Annotated in this window: 22 protein-coding genes and 2 riboswitches; of the genes, 2 read left to right on the top strand and 20 right to left on the bottom strand. The window is 36.8% G+C overall.

Features of this window, described 5'->3' with window-relative positions; genetic code table 11:
• Positions 1 to 16: 16 nt before the first annotated feature.
• The 4 genes from MKY70_RS07545 to MKY70_RS07530 all read right to left on the bottom strand — a co-directional run bounded on the left by MKY70_RS07545 (position 17) and on the right by MKY70_RS07530 (position 3,414).
• On the bottom strand, positions 17 to 721 hold the full coding sequence (locus tag MKY70_RS07545) for a phosphoadenylyl-sulfate reductase (protein ID WP_002011694.1): 705 nt from the start codon (positions 719 to 721) through the stop codon (positions 17 to 19).
• An 87-nt stretch (positions 722 to 808) separates the two neighbouring features.
• Positions 809 to 952: a YezD family protein gene (locus MKY70_RS07540; protein WP_000116159.1), complete on the bottom strand. Its 144-nt coding sequence runs from the start codon at positions 950 to 952 to the stop codon at positions 809 to 811.
• 72 nt (positions 953 to 1,024) lie between these two features.
• Positions 1,025 to 1,133, bottom strand: a riboswitch (SAM riboswitch).
• A gap of 117 nt (positions 1,134 to 1,250) precedes the next feature.
• Positions 1,251 to 2,567: a diaminopimelate decarboxylase gene (lysA, locus tag MKY70_RS07535; protein WP_002126306.1), complete on the bottom strand. Its 1,317-nt coding sequence runs from the start codon at positions 2,565 to 2,567 to the stop codon at positions 1,251 to 1,253.
• Between the two features lie 180 nt (positions 2,568 to 2,747).
• Positions 2,748 to 2,929: riboswitch (Lysine riboswitch) on the bottom strand.
• 89 nt (positions 2,930 to 3,018) lie between these two features.
• The gene (locus MKY70_RS07530; protein ID WP_176280957.1) at positions 3,019 to 3,414 is read right to left on the bottom strand and encodes a DUF3888 domain-containing protein; all 396 of its coding nucleotides are present in this window, start codon (positions 3,412 to 3,414) and stop codon (positions 3,019 to 3,021) included.
• A gap of 253 nt (positions 3,415 to 3,667) precedes the next feature.
• On the opposite strand from MKY70_RS07530, the gene MKY70_RS07525 reads away from it, so the two are divergent.
• Positions 3,668 to 5,554 (top strand): LTA synthase family protein, encoded by a 1,887-nt coding sequence (locus tag MKY70_RS07525; RefSeq protein ID WP_033708925.1) that lies wholly within the window; start codon positions 3,668 to 3,670, stop codon positions 5,552 to 5,554.
• A 182-nt stretch (positions 5,555 to 5,736) separates the two neighbouring features.
• On the top strand, positions 5,737 to 6,438 hold the full coding sequence (gene pssA / locus MKY70_RS07520) for a CDP-diacylglycerol--serine O-phosphatidyltransferase (RefSeq protein WP_002011698.1): 702 nt from the start codon (positions 5,737 to 5,739) through the stop codon (positions 6,436 to 6,438).
• A 32-nt stretch (positions 6,439 to 6,470) separates the two neighbouring features.
• On the opposite strand, the gene MKY70_RS07515 is transcribed toward pssA, so the two are convergent.
• The 16 genes from MKY70_RS07515 to leuA all read right to left on the bottom strand — a co-directional run bounded on the left by MKY70_RS07515 (position 6,471) and on the right by leuA (position 20,245).
• Complete coding sequence (locus MKY70_RS07515) at positions 6,471 to 7,451, bottom strand: 2-hydroxyacid dehydrogenase family protein (protein WP_002011699.1); 981 nt, start codon at positions 7,449 to 7,451, stop codon at positions 6,471 to 6,473.
• 135 nt (positions 7,452 to 7,586) lie between these two features.
• Positions 7,587 to 7,751, bottom strand: coding sequence for a YozQ family protein (locus MKY70_RS07510; RefSeq protein WP_341023830.1), 165 nt, complete (start codon positions 7,749 to 7,751; stop codon positions 7,587 to 7,589).
• 68 nt (positions 7,752 to 7,819) lie between these two features.
• Complete coding sequence (locus MKY70_RS07505; RefSeq protein ID WP_088034929.1) at positions 7,820 to 8,839, bottom strand: histidinol phosphate phosphatase domain-containing protein; 1,020 nt, start codon at positions 8,837 to 8,839, stop codon at positions 7,820 to 7,822.
• A gap of 12 nt (positions 8,840 to 8,851) precedes the next feature.
• The gene (gene hisE / locus MKY70_RS07500; RefSeq protein WP_002011702.1) at positions 8,852 to 9,175 is read right to left on the bottom strand and encodes a phosphoribosyl-ATP diphosphatase; all 324 of its coding nucleotides are present in this window, start codon (positions 9,173 to 9,175) and stop codon (positions 8,852 to 8,854) included.
• A gap of 10 nt (positions 9,176 to 9,185) precedes the next feature.
• Complete coding sequence (gene hisI, locus MKY70_RS07495) at positions 9,186 to 9,491, bottom strand: phosphoribosyl-AMP cyclohydrolase (protein WP_002086731.1); 306 nt, start codon at positions 9,489 to 9,491, stop codon at positions 9,186 to 9,188.
• Positions 9,488 to 10,246, bottom strand: coding sequence for an imidazole glycerol phosphate synthase subunit HisF (gene hisF / locus MKY70_RS07490; RefSeq protein ID WP_088034932.1), 759 nt, complete (start codon positions 10,244 to 10,246; stop codon positions 9,488 to 9,490). Before hisF ends, hisI begins: the two co-directional genes overlap by 4 nt.
• On the bottom strand, positions 10,240 to 10,959 hold the full coding sequence (gene hisA, locus MKY70_RS07485) for a 1-(5-phosphoribosyl)-5-[(5-phosphoribosylamino)methylideneamino]imidazole-4-carboxamide isomerase (protein WP_002086736.1): 720 nt from the start codon (positions 10,957 to 10,959) through the stop codon (positions 10,240 to 10,242). Before hisA ends, hisF begins: the two co-directional genes overlap by 7 nt.
• Positions 10,932 to 11,561, bottom strand: a complete 630-nt coding sequence (gene hisH / locus MKY70_RS07480; protein WP_002011707.1) for an imidazole glycerol phosphate synthase subunit HisH — start codon at positions 11,559 to 11,561, stop codon at positions 10,932 to 10,934. Before hisH ends, hisA begins: the two co-directional genes overlap by 28 nt.
• Complete coding sequence (gene hisB, locus MKY70_RS07475) at positions 11,562 to 12,146, bottom strand: imidazoleglycerol-phosphate dehydratase HisB (RefSeq protein ID WP_002030662.1); 585 nt, start codon at positions 12,144 to 12,146, stop codon at positions 11,562 to 11,564.
• Entirely contained in the window at positions 12,146 to 13,435 is a 1,290-nt protein-coding gene (gene hisD / locus MKY70_RS07470; protein ID WP_061675104.1) for a histidinol dehydrogenase, read from the bottom strand. The genes hisB and hisD overlap by 1 nt, the downstream gene beginning before the upstream one ends.
• A gap of 11 nt (positions 13,436 to 13,446) precedes the next feature.
• Positions 13,447 to 14,082: an ATP phosphoribosyltransferase gene (hisG, locus tag MKY70_RS07465; protein WP_033708301.1), complete on the bottom strand. Its 636-nt coding sequence runs from the start codon at positions 14,080 to 14,082 to the stop codon at positions 13,447 to 13,449.
• Positions 14,058 to 15,320, bottom strand: coding sequence for an ATP phosphoribosyltransferase regulatory subunit (locus MKY70_RS07460; RefSeq protein WP_002140970.1), 1,263 nt, complete (start codon positions 15,318 to 15,320; stop codon positions 14,058 to 14,060). Before MKY70_RS07460 ends, hisG begins: the two co-directional genes overlap by 25 nt.
• Before the next feature lie 308 nt (positions 15,321 to 15,628).
• Positions 15,629 to 16,210 carry a 3-isopropylmalate dehydratase small subunit gene (leuD, locus tag MKY70_RS07455; protein WP_002086742.1) on the bottom strand — a complete coding sequence of 194 codons (582 nt, stop codon included), beginning with the start codon at positions 16,208 to 16,210 and terminating at the stop codon, positions 15,629 to 15,631.
• Entirely contained in the window at positions 16,188 to 17,582 is a 1,395-nt protein-coding gene (leuC, locus tag MKY70_RS07450; protein WP_002011716.1) for a 3-isopropylmalate dehydratase large subunit, read from the bottom strand. Before leuC ends, leuD begins: the two co-directional genes overlap by 23 nt.
• Positions 17,582 to 18,646, bottom strand: coding sequence for a 3-isopropylmalate dehydrogenase (leuB, locus tag MKY70_RS07445; protein ID WP_002011718.1), 1,065 nt, complete (start codon positions 18,644 to 18,646; stop codon positions 17,582 to 17,584). The genes leuC and leuB overlap by 1 nt, the downstream gene beginning before the upstream one ends.
• Before the next feature lie 78 nt (positions 18,647 to 18,724).
• Complete coding sequence (gene leuA / locus MKY70_RS07440) at positions 18,725 to 20,245, bottom strand: 2-isopropylmalate synthase (protein WP_002188914.1); 1,521 nt, start codon at positions 20,243 to 20,245, stop codon at positions 18,725 to 18,727.
• Position 20,246 lies beyond the last annotated feature (1 nt).

Below are 20,246 nucleotides of genomic sequence, written 5' to 3'. Positions count from 1 at the left end.
TATTTCAAAATCTATCTCATTGAAAGTGAAGGCCACATTCCGTCTTCATTTTCCCAGCCCATCTTCCATCTCTTGAGTTGCCACCATCACCTACAGGTAATGTACATTTCTCACACCCAATACTCGGATAGCCAACATCATGCAATGGGTTATACGGCAAACTATGTTTATATACATATCGCCAAACTTCTTTCCAAGTCCAATGAATGAGCGGACAAACTTTAATAGATTGAAAACGACGATCTTGATTTATAAACTGTGTATGCTTACGCGTTTCTGATTGTTCCCTTCTTAAGCCTGATATCCACGCTTTTTCCGCTGCTAATGATTTTTCTAACGGTAAAATTTTTCTAATACTACAGCAAAGATTCGGATTACTTTCCCATAACTTCTCTCCATGAAGCTTCGCTTGTTCATCGAGTGTAAGTTCTGGCTGTTTTTCTATAATATTTAATGAAGGAAATCTCTCGCGTACCTTCTTAATTAATTCGTACGTTTCTTGAAAATGAACATTTGTATCCAAAAATACAACTTTAGCAGATGGATTTACTTGGTTTATAAGATGCAATAAAACCATTCCCTCCACCCCAAAGCTACATGCATATACAATTTCATCTTTATATTCGTTATAAGCCCAACTTAATACTGATAGCGCGCCTTTCGTTTCATCTTCTTCAGAAAATGAAACACTATTTTCTTTCCACGTTTCGTACGTCAACATGTTTTTTCCCCCTGTAAAAGCAAAAAGACGGCTTTAACCTATTAAAAATAGATTAAAACCGCCTCTAGTTTTTCTAGTCAGCGCTTTTTACTTTAAACGAACCTTTTCACTTTTTTCTAATTGAATCACTTTTCCATCTTGCACAACAATTGTAATGGAACCATATTTCATATCAGCAAGCATCGCTTGAATTTTCTCAGATACTTCATCAAAATGCTCCCGTACGCTCACGCAAACAGCCCCCCTTTTTATTCATAAAAAAAATCTTTCCCATTTCGAAAAGACTGTTCGGTAATATATTTTACCTTATCTTTCAAAATGGATTCCATTTTGCTGGATTTAGCACCTTGCTTTCTATAAGCAGGTTGCCGAGCTTCGTAGGGCCAGTTCCCTCAGCTTCTCTTGATAAGCTTTGTATTTGTATTTTATCACAATTCTGATTTTTTTCAATCCTAGTTTTCCGATATATTTAATTATTTTTATTTTTTTAAAAGGAGCTGCCTTTACTAGACAACTCCTTCTTTCTCATTCACACCAGCTCTTTAATACGTATGCGATCGTTCCCAATGATATTTTCATATGTTTCACGTTCTACGACAATTTGTGACGTCCCGCCTTTTGCAAAGACGACAGCTGGTCTACGAATACGATTATAATTATTCGCCATCGAGTACCCATATGCCCCCGTGCAAGAAATTGCTAGTAAATCAGAAGAAGCAACTTGCGGTAAGTTAATATCCCAAATCAGCATATCTCCACTTTCACAGCATTTCCCAGCAATCGAAACGAGTTCCTCATTCTCATCATTCCCTCGATTCGCCAACATCGCCTCATAACGGGCTCCGTATAGCGCTGGTCTTAAATTATCTGTCATTCCACCATCGACTGAAACATATTTCCGAATGCCAGGAATCTCTTTCACCGCTCCGACTGTATAAAGTGTTGTTCCAGCATCACCTACAATACTACGACCTGGTTCAATCCATATTTCCGGAAGCGGATATTCACATAATGTAAATTGTTCTCTTATCGTACTTGTTACAGCGTGCACATACGTTTCAAGTGTTAACGGTGTATCTGAATCCGTATAACGTATACCGAAACCTCCGCCCACATTTAATACTTTCATCACATAATGTGTTCGCTCTCTCACTTCTTCTAAAAATTGGCGGAGTACTTCAATTGCTCGAACAAATCCAGCCGTTTCAAATATTTGTGATCCGATGTGCGAGTGAATTCCTAGCACATTATAATTTGATTTTTGCAAGGCAAGCTCAATTGCTTGCATCGCTTGACCATTTGAAACACCAAATCCAAATTTTGAATCCTCTTGACCTGTTGTTATATATTCGTGTGTATGTGCCTCTACTCCAGGCGTTACACGGATTAATATGTTCACAAATTTCCCATGTTGCATTGCTAAATCATGTAAGATTTCTAATTCTAAGAAATTATCTACTACAAAACAACCGATATTCGCCTGAAGAGCCATAATCATTTCTTCTTCTGTTTTATTATTTCCGTGAAAATGAATACGCGATGCCGGAAAACCAGCTTGGAGCGCAGTATATAATTCTCCTCCTGAAACAACATCTAAAGACATATTCTCTTCACGAGCTACTCGGCACATCTCCATGCACAAGAACGCCTTGCTTGCATATGCTACTTGATAAGAGAAACCACTTTCTTTAAAAGCACGATGAAACGCGCGGCACTTTCCTCGAATAGACTCTTCATCGTATACATAAAGTGGTGTTCCGTATTGTTTTGCTAGCTGCGTCGTATCGCACCCACCAATTTCTAAGTGTCCTTGCCCATTGATTCGGCTTGTGCCGTGTAAATACATTTGAATTCCTCCCTTATTTCCTCTAAAACTCATAACCCCAATCTTCTATTCATTGCAGCACGCTTTTAGATAGACAAAAAACGCGCGGAACAATGTTCACACGCGTTTCTTATTAGGAAAAATATATATTGAAAAAATAAACGAGTTGTTATCTCCTCAAAATAAGAAACCGCATCAACATCTCCAAATAGCTCTTCATAAAATAAATTTTATGACAGTACTACATTTATTCAATGCAGTCCCAATATATGAATAAGATGGTTATTCTTATATTTCGGCAATAGTCCCTTTCAACCTATGATCACAGATTCCATTAAATCTCCCATAGCTTACTCTTTCCTATCGCGGCCTCTACCTTTGAGAGTAGATGAGGTAAGTCTATTTAATTTTCAAACATCTAATTGTTGCTATTAACAATACCAAAGGACCATTTTATTTGTCAAACAATTTTTTATATTGTTTTTTTACAGTTTAATTTTGTATCATTTGGTAAGCGCTTTACTGAAACCTTTGTCACTTCCCATTCGCCCTCTTCGTTATTAAATGTAACCGTTACCTTCTCAAATGGTGGAACAATTTTCCCACCAACCTGTTCATACTTCGTTACTTCAATACTCGCTTGAAATAAATATGTACCACTATACACTTTTTTTAAACTAATAATTTTAGGACATTGATAAGGCTTCAAGCTCCCATATTGTTTTTCAATTGCCTTATTTATTTTTGGAAATAAAACAGAATAAAGGGCATCTTCCATAAGGGGTGCATCATATTGTGCTACCGACACACTCGGTGAAGCAAAAAGTATAACACTACTGCATACTATAAAATATAATAATTTTCGCATTATAACCTCCGTTTTATTACTCGATTCTTTTTGCGCACGATAATTATCATACATAGAAACTCCGTTTTATTGTCTCCCACTGCCCTTTTTCTACTCAATTATTATAAAAAAGCCCACAACTCTCTTTTATTTTCGTATAATGATACTCATAGTATAATAAACATAATAACAAAGGACTGTTCGTATATATAAAATGAGGCGCTAATCAAACCGGCTCACAAGAACCGTCATGCTTTTAGGAGAGGAGTATATTATGCTACAAAATCTGTTTCCAAAACTGCGATTTGCACTAGTTGCAGTCGTTTTATTATGGATAAAAACATATATTGTGTACAAGCTAGCATTTGATATTAGAATTGATAACTTCTTTGAAGAGTTTATGCTTTTTATTAACCCACTAGCTTCGTTACTTTTATTTTTTGGTTTCGCTTTACTTGCATCTAAGTACCGAAACCGAATTATTATTGTAATTAGTTTTATACTGTCATTTATTTTATTTGGAAATGCAATGTTTTACGGGTTCTATAACGATTTTGTTACTTTCCCTGTTTTATTCCAAACAAATAATATGGCTGACTTAGGGACGAGTATAAAAGAACTCTTTACGTATAAAACATTACTTTTATTTGCAGACGCAATTATTTTAATGTTTATTTTGCGTAAATTCCCATCATTTGGTGATAAAACACCCCTTTCTCGCTCTGAGAAGCGAACTTTCTTTAGCGGTGTAACAGTATTATTAGCACTACAAATTGTTGTTTCAGTTATATATAAACCACAAATGTTCTCACGCTCATTTGATCGTCAAACTGTCGTGAAAAATTTAGGGTTATACACATATCATCTATTTGATATTACACTTCAATCTAAGTCTTCAGCTGAGCGTGTATTTGCAAGTGGAGACGGGTTCTCTGAAATTAAAAACTATACAGACTCAAAAGATAAACAAGTTGATAAAAACTTATTTGGAGCTGCAAAGGGTAAAAATGTAATTTTAATTTCAATGGAATCTACACAAAGTTTTGTTATTAATAAAAAAATAAATGGAAAAGAGATTACTCCATTTTTAAATGAGTTTATTAAAGATAGTTTTTATTTCGATAACTTCTATCATCAAACGGGACAAGGTAAAACTTCTGATGCTGAATTTATCGTTGAAAATTCCCTTTATCCGTTAGACCGTGGTTCTGTATTCTTTACTCATGCAACAAATGAATACACTGCCACACCAGAACAATTAAAGAAATACGGATATTCTTCTGCTGTCTTCCATTCAAACGATAAAACGTTTTGGAATCGTGACGTAATGTATCCTGCGCTTGGATATGATCGTTACTTTAATTTAAATGATTACGTAGGAACGGAACAAATGTCTGTCGGTTGGGGATTAAAAGATAAAGAGTTCTTTGAGCAATCTATTCCAAAGTTAAAATCTTTACCACAACCGTTCTATACAAAATTTATTACGTTAACAAACCATTTTCCATTTCTTCTAAATCCAGAAGATCAATATGTTGATGAATTTAATTCCGAAAGTGGTGTTTTAAATCGCTACTTCCCAACCGTTCGTTACACGGATGAAGCTCTTAAATTATTTATTAAACAATTGAAAGACGAAGGACTATATGATAATTCCGTTATTGTCATTTATGGTGATCATTACGGCATTTCTGAAAACCATAATGCAGCTATGGCTCAGTTCCTTGGGAAAGACGCTATTACACCGTTTGATTCTATGCAATTACAACGCGTCCCTCTCATTATTCATGTGCCTGGCCAAGAAGGAAAAGTCATCTCTAAAGTATCTGGTCAAATTGATATTAAACCAACGTTACTTCATTTACTTGGTATTAAAACAAATCAATCCGTAGAATTTGGAACAGACTTATTTACGAAAGAAAAAGACCCTCTTATGGTAATGCGGGACGGCAGTTTTGTTTCGGAAGATTATGTTTATACAAAAAATATGTGCTATAAAAGAAGCACAGGTGAAGAAGCTGATTTAACACTATGTCAGCCTTATATTGAAAAAGCAAAAACAGAATTAAAATTATCCGACAAACTCATTTATGGAGATTTATTAAGATTTGATCCTAACAATCGATATAAAACCGGAACGATGACAACGAAATTTGAATAGTGTAGGAAGCAACTTTACAAAAGTTGCTTCCTTTTTTTACTTATTTTTCAAATTTCTCTTCTATACAATCTTTCACAAATTGGGAATTTTTTTCGTATGAGAAAGAAATTTATGGTATGATAAAATAAGTAAACTTTCATACACTAATTAAGAATTTATAACAGAAAGCAAGGGATCAGATTTTGTATAGAGCAGCTATTCCAAACTTATTTACGCTCGGGAATTTATATAGCGGATTTTTGTCAATCGGCTATGCATCTTTAGGATATTATAAATCAGCTGCTATTTTAGTACTGATCGGGATGATGTTAGATAGTCTTGATGGTCGTGTCGCTCGTTTATTACGCGTTGATTCACAAATGGGAAAAGAGCTTGATTCACTCGCGGATGTTGTAACATTTGGCGCAGCACCTGCTGTTTTAATGTATTACACATCTTTTTCCAACTATGGAATCATTGGACTATACATAGCGGGATTATTCCCTCTGTTCGGAGCATATCGCTTAGCACGATTTAATGTAACACCATCTTCTACTTCTATGAAATATTTCACTGGAGTTCCGATTACTGCAGCAGGAGGGCTTGTTGCTTTCTTAACATTATTTTCACATACCATTCCAAAAATCGTTCTCATTACCGTATTTGTAACGTTCGCATTTTTAATGGTGAGCCGTGTTCGTATCCCAAGTTTAAAAGATGTACCAATTCCACGATATAGCATAATTATTACACTATTTTTAGTTGGAATTATTATCACAATGTACCAAACAAGTTTTGGCAACATTTCTGTTTTCTTATTCATTGCCATTCCACTATACATTTTGTATATGTTATCTCAATTTATTAGACAAAGACCTTCTAAAAAAGCGAATAAAGAAAAATAAAAAAACCTTCCGTATTTCGGAAGGTTTCTTTTTTATTTTGTAACTAATACTTTTTGATTTACAGGTGTTACAGGTTCTTCACCATTTAATACAGCTAAAATATTTCTTACTGCCATTTCAGCCATTGCATCACGTGTTTCGAATGTTGCATTTCCTACGTGAGGAGCAAGTACTACATTCTTTAATCCTTTTAGCTCTTCTGTAATTTTCGGTTCAAATTCAAATACGTCAAGAGCTGCACCTTCAATTTCATTCGTTTTTAGTGCATGAGCAAGTGCTGATTCATTCATAATTGGTCCACGTGAAGCATTTATAATATATGCTGTTTTCTTCATCATTTTAAACTGTTCTTCATCAATCATATGATGTAATTTCGGATTATAAGCACAGTTAATTGTAATAAAGTCCGCTGTTTGTAATAATTCTTCCAACGTTACGTATGTCGCTTCCAGTTCACTTTCAGCTTCAGGCTTTCGATTTGGTCCTGTATATAAAACATTCATTCCAAATGCTCTCGCACGCTTTGCAACTGCCTTCCCGATTTCTCCAAGGCCAATAATTCCGATTGTCTTACCGTGTACTTCGCGGCCCAAGAAGAATAACGGTGCCCATCCGTTAAATCCAGTTGTACGACATAACGTATCACCTTCAGGAATTCTACGTGCCGCTGCTAAAAGCAGTGCAAACGTTAATTCTGCTGTCGCTTCAGTTGATACTTTCGGTGTATTTGTAACAGCAATACCCTTTTCTCCAGCATATGTGTAATCAATATTATCGTAACCAGCACCATAATTTGCGATAATTTTCAAGTTTGGTGCTGCGTCAATAACCTCTTTCGATACCTTCGTAGAAAGTAAGCTTAAAAGTGCATCTTTATCTTTTACACGTTCTGCTAACTCTTCTACACTAATTAATTCTTCTTTATTGTACATTTCTACATCATGATTTTTCAATAATTCTAATCCGATTTCTGGAATTTTCCCTGCTACTAATATTTTCGCCACTACTAACACCTCTTCTATACAAAATATGATATCTCTTATATTTCATTGTAAGAAATCTACATATAAAAACCAAGGAATTTGATTATAGTTTTGAAAATCGACACTTTTCCATAAAAAAAGAGGAGATGCAACTCTCCCCTCTTTTTACGCTTTTTCTTGCGATTCTTTCTCAAGCTTCGCATCGATTGTTCCTTCTGCAACTGTATCGCTAATTTGTTCCTCAATAACTGAGTTAGCAGTATTATTTGTTTCAGAAGTATAGGCTTGATCTGCCGCTTGTACGTTTTGTTTATTTTGTTGTTTCACCATTTTTCATCCTCCTTTTCATTCTTTCTTATTTTGAACAAAAAGGGTGATTTTCATCAAAAAATCGTGTTTCATTTTGAAATTATTACTTCTTCTTCAAGCAATCTCATCGTTCTTACTCGTTTCGTAAATGTAGCTATGTGAGAAATATCATGATTGCGTAATGTCTTTATATTCTCTTCCACATACTTTCCTAAATCATTCGGATAATGGGCATCTGAGGATAGAGTAATCGGAACTCCATGCTTAGCTAATACTTGTAAATAAAGCGGACTTGGGCACATTTCGCGCACAGGATATCGATAGTACAATCCCGCATTTATTTCTGTTGCTGTATTTGTTTCCACTAACGCACGAGCAATTTCCTTATAATAAGAAAGCTGTTCATTCTCATCTAACCGGTAATTAAATACTTTTATGTTATCGAGGTGAGCTATAATATCAAAAAGCTCGGAACGAACAGCACTTTCAACTGTAGCGAAAAACGTGTGATATAAAGTATGTAACTCATGCGTACCAAAATACTCTTTCGTATCTGGATTATCAAATCCCCATCCATCTATAAAATGGACCGAACCGATTACATAATCAAAGTCTCCTAATGCTAGTAAACCTTTTAACTCTTGTTCACCCCCGATAAAATAATCCGCTTCAATTCCAAGTTTGAGCGTTATCCCTCGTTTACTCCATCGCTCTTTTGCCTCTTCAATCGCCTTTGTAAAATCATAAATAGACGTTACTCTTACTTGATCTAACCATTCTTTTTGCAGGCGACCAAGCTTAGAATCACTAATATCTACATACTTTTCATAATATCCTTTCGCTTCATGAAAACGATATAAATGATCGACAATACCAACTTCTTTTATACCTTTTCGCACAGCTTCTTCTAAATATAAATCAATCCATTTCGCTGTAAATGGACCTTCCTTCACACGTCTTTGCAGGCGTTCTTGTGTTTTCATAAGCCATTCCATAGAATGTTTTTCTTCTTTAAGCGGTTCAAAATATTGTAGCGCATCATTTATTTTAGCTAGCCACCCTATTGAATATGGTCCTTCTTCTAAATGAATGTGATAGTCCACTTTCATCCATATTCCCCCTTATAATGTATCTATTTCTCTTCTGTCCCCTACTCGCGAAAGCTTTCCATTTCTTTCTTTCACTTCTTGCATGACATCTTCTAATGGAATATTTTTTTCGGCTAATAGAACAAAACAGTGATAGAACACATCAACCATTTCTTTTACTATTTCTTCTTTATCATTATTTTTAGACGCAATAATTACTTCGGTGCACTCCTCACCAATTTTCTTTAAAATTTTATCTTCACCTTTTGAAAATAAATAATTCGTATATGATTCAGAGAGTGGATTTTTCTTTCGTTCTTCAATTGTTTCAAATAATAACTTAAGGATATCTTCCATATGTATCCCCCTATATAATTTTGTAGTGAAAACACGTTTTTTCTCCCGTATGGCAAGCAGGCCCTACTTGCTTTACGACAACAACGATTGCATCTTGATCACAGTCTAAATAAAGTGATTGCACATATTGGACATTTCCCGATGTACCTCCTTTATTCCATAACGATTGTCTCGAACGGGAATAAAACCATGTTCTTTTCGTTTCCAGCGTCTTGTCATACGCTTCTTCATTCATATAAGCTAACATTAAAACTTCTTTCGTATCTTCCTCGATAACAACAGCTGGTATCAATCCTTTTGCAAAATTAGGTTTCATAACCGCACCTCAACGTTTGCTTCTCTTAATTTTCTCTTTACATCTTGTACAGTCGCTTCACCATAATGAAAGATTGATGCCGCTAATGCTGCATCAACTGTTGTCTTTTGAAATACTTCTATAATGTGATCCACATGACCACATCCACCTGATGCGATTACTGGAACAGAAACGCTGTTTGAAATTGCTCCTGTTAAACGAAGATCATATCCGTTTTTCGTTCCATCTGCATCCATACTCGTCAACAAAATTTCTCCTGCCCCGAGCTTAACAACGCGCTTCGCCCATTCGATTGCATCCATCCCTGTATCGACTCTTCCGCCGTTCACGTATACATTCCATTTATCTTCCTCTACTTTTCTAGCATCAATTGCTACGACAATACATTGTGAGCCAAAATGTTCCGCACCTTCCTGGATTAACTTCGGATTTCTCACTGCCGCTGAGTTTATTGAAACTTTATCTGCTCCAGCTCTTAGTAAATTGTACATATCTTTAACACTTGAAATCCCCCCGCCAACTGTAAGAGGAATAAACACCTTTGAGGCTGTTTGTTCTACAACATCTATAATCGTTTTTCGCCCTTCATGCGTCGCAGTGATGTCTAAAAATACGATTTCATCTGCTCCCGCATCATTATATAATGCGGCTATTTCAACAGGATTACCGACGTCTTGTAACCCTATAAAATTCACACCCTTTACTACCCGCCCTTCTTTCACATCTAGACATGGAATAATTCGTTTTGCTAACATAGTTTGGTTACCTGTAACACTTTTTCTAAATCAATCGTTTTCTCGTAAAGTGCCTTCCCAATAATGACGCCATATATGTTCATATCATTTAATCTTTTCACATCTTGAATAGATGCGACACCTCCAGATGCAATCACACGAATACCCACGCTTTTTTGCAGTAACTCTAATTGCTCAAAATTTGGTCCTGCAAGTGTCCCATCTTTTGAAATGTCCGTAAACACAATCGTTTGAACACCTACACTTTCCATTTGCTTCGCTAAATCGATGTACGAAATTTCAGACACATCTAACCAGCCCCTCGTTGCTACGAAACCATTTTTCGCATCAATTCCAACTATGATTTGCTCCTTATATAGACGAACTGCTTCTTCTAAAAATGATTTATCGTAAAGGGCAGCCGTTCCTAATATCACTTTTTCTACACCTACTGACAACAACTTCTCCACTGCCGCGAGTGACCGAACTCCTCCTCCAATTTGCACCGGAATACGTACCGCCTTGCATATTTTTTCAATGACAGGTAAATTTACTGACTCCCCAACAATTGCTCCATCTAAATCAACAACGTGTAGTATTTTCGCTCCAAGTTTTTCAAATATGATTGCTTGTGCGACTGGATCTTCATTCATCACCGTTTCTTTACTAAACTCTCCTTGATAAAGCCTGACGCATCGTCCTTCTTTTAAATCGATAGCTGGGAAGATTTCCATGCTTCTACCACCCCTTTGAAATTTTTTAACATTCGCATCCCAATTTCCCCACTTTTTTCAGGATGAAACTGTGCGCCAAATATATTTCCTTTTGCTACAAAACCAGGTACTTTCACTCCATATTCACTTGCCCCATACACAATTTCATTCGGACAATCTGCATAATAAGAGTGGACATAATATACGAAAGAACCGTCCTCTACTCCATTCCAAAGCGATATTTCTCCTTCTTTTTTTAATTCATTCCACCCCATATGTGGAATTTTATAAGGAACTTTTAACTTTCGAATAACACCTGGCAATAAATTTAATCCGTTACAATTTTGTAGTTCCTCACTTTTTTCAAATAAAAGCTGCATTCCTAAGCAAATACCTAGAAGCGGTTTTCCTAAGCTCCCAACTTCTTTTAGCACACATACTAAATCTTTTTCTTCTAAAACGCCCATCGCTTTCGGAAATGTGCCTACTCCTGGTAAAATAACTCCATCACTTCTCAATATTTCTTTTTTATCATCCGTTATGATGTACTCTGTTCCAATATATTTTAATGCTTGTTCCACACTACGAATATTTCCCATTCCATAATCTATAATTGCAATCAATTACAACATCCCTTTCGTTGAATTTACACCATTAATATTGGCATTTTTATCGACTGCCTCTCTAAGCGCTCGACCGAACGCTTTAAATAAAGCTTCAATTTTGTGATGTGTATTGCTTCCGTATAAAATGCGAGCATGTAACGTAATATTTGCAGCATGAGCAACTGCTCTAAAAAATTCTTCCGTTAATTCTGTGTCAAAATCCCCTAGCTTCGGATTTGTTAATTCACCTTGAAATACAATATATGAGCGCCCGCTTATATCAATCGCGACAAATCCTAAAGATTCATCCATCGGTACATACGCTGAGCCGTAACGGTTAATCCCTTCTTTATTTTGCAATGATTCTTTCAAGCAAGTTCCGAGTACAATTCCAACATCTTCAACCGTATGATGAGCATCAACGAATACATCACCTTCAGCTTCAATTTGCAAACCAAATCTTCCGTGTCTAGCAAATAAAGTTAGCATATGATCAAAAAATCCAACTCCTGTTTGCACAGAAACATTCGTACTTTCATCAAGTTGCAAACTTAATTTAATTTTTGTTTCCGTCGTCTCACGTACTTGACTAGACTCGCGCATTATTCTTCCTCCTTAAACCTAATTTGGATTGCTCTTGCGTGTGCATGTAAACCTTCTTTATTTGCAAGTTCTACAATATGATGCTGTACACTTCTTAACGCTTCTTCCGTATACGAAACGAAGCTTGATTTTTTTACGAAATCATCGACGGATAACGGAGAAAAAAACCTTGCCGTTCCACTTGTCGGTAATACGTGATTCGGCCCCGCCAAATAATCTCCGAGCGGTTCAGGTGCATATGGACCAAGAAAAATTGATCCAGCATGCTTTACATAAGCTAGAGCATTCATTGGCTCTTTTATGTGTAACTCTAAATGTTCTGGAGCGATTTCATTTGATAAATGAAACGCCTCTTCTAAAGAAGGGACAATAAAAATTGCTCCATTTCTTTTTATGGATTCACGAGCGATTTCACTTCTAGGCAACGTCTCTAGCTGCCTTTCTATTTCTCTTTCTACTTCTTTAGCAAGCTTTATATTTGTTGTAATACAAATAGCTGTTGCCCTCTCGTCATGTTCTGCCTGTGATAATAAATCAGCAGCAATATATTCGGCATTTCCTGTTTCATCTGCGATAACTACAATTTCTGATGGTCCAGCAATCATATCGATATTGACTATCCCATATACTTCTCTCTTCGCTAGCGCGACATATAAATTCCCTGGCCCAACTATTTTATCTACTTTAGGAATCGATTCCGTTCCATATGCTAGAGCAGCAATTACTTGAGCACCACCGGCCATATATATTTCATCTACACCTGCAAGACTTGCAGCAGCTAAAATATGCGGATCAATTCCTCCTTGCTTCGGCGGTGTTACCATTACAATTTTTTTCACTCCTGCGAGTTTTGCTGGCAATACATTCATTAATACTGATGAAGGATACGAAGCAGTCCCGCCCGGCACATATACACCTACATTTTCTAACGGACGAATAAGCTGCCCTCTAATTACCCCTTCACTCACGCAATCAAACATAGATTGTCTTTTTTGCTTTTCATGATACGAGATAATATTTTTCTTCGCCTCTTTTAACGCTTCTAAAAAAGCTTGTTCTACAAACTTACTTGCTTGTTTTATTTCTTCCTCACTTACACGAAAATCTTTTGTCTCTACACCATCAAACTTTTTTGTATAGAACGATAAAGCCTCATCTTTACTCTTCCTCACGTTTTGAACAATTTCACTTACACTTCTTTGAACAGTTTCTTCTATTATATTAGCGCTTTCTCGTAGCGATTTTATTTTCGATAAAGCCTCTTGGAAATCTTCAAAAACTATCTCCATTTAAAGTCCCCCTATTTCCCTGACAAAATTTCTTGTTCCATCATATTTATAATACAGAATATTTCGTCTTTTTTAGTTTTCAATGCAGCCTTATTCACAATCATTCGAGCTGATATAGAGCACATTTCCTCAAATACAATTAACCCGTTTTCTTGTAATGTTTTTCCTGTTTCAACAATATCAACAATGGCATCTGCCAAACCTAGAAGTGGAGCAATCTCTACAGATCCTTCTATTTTAATAATTTCTACATCCTCCCCTTTATCATGAAAATATGTAGAAGTAATGTGCGGATATTTCGTAGCAATTCGTTTTTTTCGATAACTCTTCGGATTATACGTAGGAATAGAAGCGACACAAAATTTACACACGCCCACTCCTAAATCGACCATCTCATATATATCTTTCTCAAATTCCATTAATATATCTTTTCCAACGACTCCAATATCAGCTACGCCATGTTCTACATAAGTAGCAACATCTACCGCTTTCACTAAAATAAATGAAATGTTTGTGTTTTTACTTTTAAACACAAGTTTTCTTCCTTTATCTTTGAGCTCTGAACAATCAATTCCAATTTTTTCAAACAGTGGAATAACATGCTTTTCTAATCTTCCTTTCGTTAACGCAATTTGAATGTTACGCATGAAGCCTCCCCTTCTTTCTGGATGATCCATTTCTCTCTCCATACATATTCCACTAGTGACTCACTCTTCGCCTCAACGACTGTCATTATTTTATTCTTGTTTGCAAATTGAAAAGTATCGTTTAAATTAGAGAATAAAGATAACTGGGCATTCTTCCCGTCCTTTTGAAGTAAATTTCGTAACCTTTCCGCTTCTGCTAATCTATTTAACTCATAATGAATCATAATATCTATTCTCTTTCGTTTATATGGTTCTTGCTGCTCTTGAAGTGCCTTAACTATTTGATTTACTTGCACCGCGAGCCCAACCGCTGGCATCATCTCTCCAAAATTTCCAATTAACTCATCATATCTTCCGCCACTAACAATCTCTTCTCCAATTTCATATATATACCCTTTGAAAATAACACCCGTATAATAATCCAAATGTTGAACCATACCTAAATCAATTGATATGTAAGAGCCATATCCTAACTGTTCAATTGTTTCATATATTTCTTTCACTCTCGCAATGGCCATTTTCATTTCATTACTTGAGGCGAGTTTTTCTGCTTCCTCAACAACATCTAAACTCCCGAATAACCTTGGTAGTTTCTCAAGTAACCTTACTGTTTCATCACACCGATTTAATTTCTTTTCTTCTATAAAGTGTGAGAGTGCGGCATAATTTTTACTTTCAATATACGTTCTAAGTAACTTCTCTTCTTCATCATTAATGGGGAGCTTTTTTACGATACATTTATATAACTGCACTTGCCCAATCTCAATTGTGAAAGATTGCACCTTTAATTTTTGAAGTGCTTGAATTACGCTTATCACACATTCAATTTCAGCCCTTACATTTTCAATCCCGATAATTTCAATACCACTTTGCACTATTTCATTATATTTCCCAGTAAGGGACTCATTCGCCCGAAATACATTCCCGCTATAAGTTACTTTAAGAGGAATATCTCCTCTCTGTGTTCCAATTACTCTTGCTAAAGGAATTGTCATATCTGGGCGTAAAACGATAATCCGTCCTTTTTCATCGAAAAATTTATACATCTTTTCTTCATCTATCGGCCTGTTTTGAAATGCAAAAACATCATAAAATTCAATTGTAGGTGTCCTTATTTCTTCATAACCTCTCTCTAAAAAGGTCCGTCTTAATTTTTGTTCCACTTCTTCAATTAACGTACATTCTTCGAATAAGTAATCTCTCGTTCCATTCGGATTTGCCCGTTTCCACTTTGTCATCTGAATTCACACACCCTTCCCTCTTTAATTTATGCCATTCCATCCACCCAAACCGAAAATAAAAAGAGCCTTGTAGACAAAATACCTACAAGGCTCTTTAGTAGAGTGTAGGTACAACGGGAATAACCCTTGTGCCTACACGTTTTCACGTTAGGTTCAAGGGTTTCATGTATGATGATGTAGTTTTGTAAGCATTTTAATAGATTGCACGATATTCATAATACTTACTCCCTTTCTCCTCTGATTTTTTACATATTATATAACAGTTAATTCTGAATGTAAATACATTTAGAATATTCTACTTTTAGTTAATGTGAAGCTACTTTTCTTTCATACTCTTCAATTTCTTGTTCATATTGCATTGTAATGCTGATTTCATCTAGACCATTTAATAATTTTTCTTTCCACATTTTCTCGATTGTAAAATGAAACCTGTGCGTATTCGTAATAATTACTTCATTCTCTAAATCAACTTCCATTTGATCTCTCGCATTCGTTTTGGCAAGTTGTTCACGCATCTCTTTATCCATTACAATCGGTAACATACCATTCTTCATACAATTCATATAAAAAATATCTGCAAATCCTCCGGCGATAATAACGCGGAAACCATAATCCGCAAGCGCCCACGGAGCATGTTCTCTTGAAGAACCACATCCAAAATTATCACCTGTAATTAATATACTTGCTCCTTTTCGTTCTTGTGCATTAAGGGAGAAATTAGGATTTTCATGGCGCTCATTATCGTAACGCCACTCATCAAATAAATATTTTCCAAATCCCGTCCTTTCAATTCTCTTCAAATATTGCTTCGGAATAATTTGATCTGTATCAATGTTATCATTCATAAGTACTGCGGCGGTACCTTTATGAATATGAAATGGTTCCATCGTAACTCTCCTTTCTAATATCAACAAAATGACCATATAACGCAGCTGCTGCAGCCATAGCTGGACTTACTAAATGTGTTCGTGCTCCTTTCCCTTGCCTTCCTTCAAAATTACGATTTGAAGTAGAAGCACAATGTTCTCCTTCAGGTACTTGATCTGGATTCATCCCAAGACACATTGAACATCCAGGCTCTCTCCATTCAAATCCCGCTTCTTCAAATATGCGATGTAAGCCTTTTTGCATCGCCCGCTCTCTCACACTTTTTGATCCTGGTACAACGAGTGCTCGCACACCTTCTTTTACCTTTTTCCCTTTTACAACAGATGCAGCAATTTCTAAGTCAGATAAACGTGAATTTGTACAAGAACCAATGAAGACATGCTTAACAGGAATTTCAAACGTACTTTGCCCAGGGCTCAATCCCATATATGAAAATGCTCTTTCATCATTTTCGTTATGCTTCTCTGGTAATTTTTCATCAATAGGAACACCCATACTAGGATTTGTTCCCCAAGTGACATACGGTGCTAAATCCGTAACATCTACCGAAATATGTAAATCATAAATTGCATCTGAATCTGTATAAAGCTCCGACCATTTTCCCGTAAACGTTTCATAGTCTTTCGGTGCATATTCACGCCCTTTTACATAAGAAAATGTTTTCTCATCTGGTGCAATGATGCCAGCTTTCGCTCCCCCTTCAATTGCCATATTGCAAAGTGTCATTCTCTCTTCCATACCCATATCACGAATCGTCTCTCCGTAGAATTCCATTACATGCCCCGTTCCAACCGCTACACCGTACTTTGAGAGAAGATGCAAAATAATATCCTTTGCATAAACGCCTTTCGGTAACTTTCCTTTTAATTCAATCCCCATCGCTTTCGGTTTTCGTTGCCACAGCGTTTGAGTTGCTAATACATGTTCTACTTCACTCGTACCAATACCAAACGCTAAAGCACCGAAAGCACCGTGGGTTGCTGTATGGCTATCACCGCATACAATCGTTTTCCCCGGTTGTGTGAGCCCAAGTTCTGGTCCTATAACGTGAACGATTCCTTGCTCTTCATCACCAATATCGGCTAATCGCACCTTAAATTGTTTACAATTGTCACGAAGTGTATCCAATTGCTGCTTCGCAATGCGATCGGTAATATTCCAAACATCTTTCGTTGGAATATTATGATCCATCGTTGCAAACGTTAATTCCGGTCTCCGAACAGTTCGATTTGCAAGCCGCAAGCCTTCAAAGGCTTGCGGTGACGTTACTTCATGAACGAGATGAAGATCGATATATAATAAATCCAATCCATTTTCATTCGTTACAACTACATGTCTTTCCCAAAGCTTATCTAGTAACCTTTTCCCCATTATCTTCCTCTCCCTACTAGTGCCTGCTCTTCCATTTCTTGAATAACTGCCCTCGTAAATGAAGTTGTCGTCTCATTCCCCCCAATATCAGCTGTACATTTCCCAGATTGAAGAACTGCAGAAATTGCCTCTTCAATCGCATACCCTTCTCTCGTTAATCCAAATGATTGCCCAAGCATCATCGCTACTGAACGCATCATCGCAATTGGATTCGCTTTATTTTTACCTGCAATATCTGGCGCTGATCCGTGAATAGGCTCATATAAAGACGGCCCGTTTTCCGCATGGCTCGCTGATGGAAGCATTCCTAATGACCCTGCTAATACAGAAGCCTCGTCGCTCAAAATATCACCAAATAAATTTTCTGTTACGATAACGTCAAATCTCCTTGGGTTTCGAATTAACTCCATAGCAGCTGCATCTACTAAAATGTGCTCTAATTCAACATTAGGATAACGAAGAGCTACTTCTTCCGTAACAGCTCTCCACAATTTACTAGATTCTAAAACATTCGCTTTATCAATAGAGGTTACTTTTTTCTCTCTCTTACTCGCTAATTGAAAAGCATACGACACGATACGTTCAATTTCATGACGATGGTACGTAAGTGTATCAGTTGCCGATTCTTCCGTTCTTTCTTTCGGATAAGAGAAATAAATACCGCCTGTTAGTTCACGAACGACAACGAAGTCAATTTCATCTGCGTTTTTTAATGGCGATAAATGTGCAGTTGCGCTTTCTACTGTTACAGGACGAACGTTCGCAAATACACCAAGTCCTTTTCTTAAAGCTAATAATCCTTTCTCTGGCCTTTCTTTCGCATCATCCCACCGCGGTCCACCAACCGCTCCAAGTAAAACCGCATCACTCGCTAAACAAGCGGCAAGTGTTCGCTGTGGTAATGGTTGCCCATTTAAATCGATAGCCGCTCCGCCAAAGTACTCATCTTGTAAATGAAAGTGATGTCCATATAGCCTCTCTACCATATGCAATACTTCCTTCGCGCTTTCCATAATTTCCGGACCAACACCATCACCCGCTAAACAAACGATACGTTTTTCCAATTAAAACACTCCTTTTTATCTGAATTTTCAGAAATATATTTTGATAAGTAAGGGACGATCCCCTCACTTATCAAACAGTTACTTCACAAGAGTAATAAAAGATTTTAATTTTCCGGCCGCATGAACATACGCTCTCGCCGATGCTTCTAATACGTCTTGCGCAACACCAAAACCTGATACTTGATGAGTTCCTTCTTTTAATTCAACATGAACATGTGCAAGTGCATCTTGACCTTGCGTTATAGATTGTATGCGATAATCCGCTAAGTCACATTCTAATCCTAAAATTCTTTGAATTGCATTATAGATCGCTTCAATACTTCCAGAACCAGTTGCTGCATCTTCGTACATATTTCCTTCCTCATCTTTTAGTACAACCGTTGCACACTGTGTACTATTTGATACGAAATGTACTTGCAATTGAGTAATGCTATATTGCTGGGCCGCAAATGCTGCTTCACCAAGCATAAGCGCACGTAAATCTTCTTCTGTAATTTCTTTTTTACGGTCAGCCAAGTTTTTAAATGCTTCAAACACCACATCTCGTTCTTCTTTTGTAAACTCATAACCAAGTTCTTTCATTTTTTCAGTAAACGCATGGCGCCCGGAATGCTTTCCTAATACAAATAAATTTTGTGACTCTCCAATCAGTGATGGTTCAATAATTTCATACGTCGTTACTTCTTTTAATACACCGTCTTGATGAATACCTGATTCGTGAGCAAAAGCATTTGCTCCAACAATCGCCTTATTTTTCGGTACAACCATACCCGTTAACCGACTTACTAACGTACTCGTCGCTTTAATTTCTTTTAATGTCATAGAGGATTCTGCTTCATAGAAATCTTTTCTAATATGGAGAGCAACCGCGACTTCTTCTAGCGCCGCATTCCCCGCTCTTTCTCCAATTCCATTAATCGTTCCTTCTACTTGTAACGCTCCGCCTTCAACCGCAGCTAACGAATTCGCTACTGCCATCCCAAGATCATCGTGACAATGACAAGAGAAAATTGCTTTTTCATACGACGGAACGGATTCTTGTAAGTATTTAAAGAGAGAATAATATTCTTCTGGATTCGTATATCCAACTGTATCAGGAATATTGATTACATTCGCTCCTGCGCGAATCGCGACTTCTACTGCTTCCGCTAAAAATGCTCTCGATGTTCTTGTTGCATCTTCTGCTGAAAATTGAACTGTTGGAAATAGTGATTTCCCGAGCGTAACCGAGCGATGTATGCTATCTAATACATCTTCTTTTGACATACAAAGCTTATATTTCATATGAATGTCACTCGTAGCTAAAAATACGTGTAAACGAGGAGAGACAGCGCCTTTCACAGCTTCATAGGCTCTTCGAATATCACTTTCTTTCGCTCTAGCTAAACTCATAACCGTAGCATTTTGAATGGTATTTGCGATACGTTTTACCGATTGAAAATCACCTTCAGAAGCTGCTGCGAATCCAGCTTCCATTACATTAATACCAAGTCTCTCTAGTTGCCTCGCAATCTGTAATTTCTCTTGTTCATTTAAATTAACTCCTGGTGATTGTTCGCCATCACGTAGCGTCGTATCCATGAACAAAATTCGCTTCATA

Origin of the sequence: Bacillus sp. FSL R9-9492 (assembly GCF_038007365.1) — a bacterium.
Taxonomy (GTDB): Bacteria; Bacillota; Bacilli; order Bacillales; family Bacillaceae_G; genus Bacillus_A; species Bacillus_A mycoides.
The sequence above is the reverse complement of the archived record's forward strand: the minus strand, read 5'-3'. Positions and strand labels throughout refer to the sequence as shown.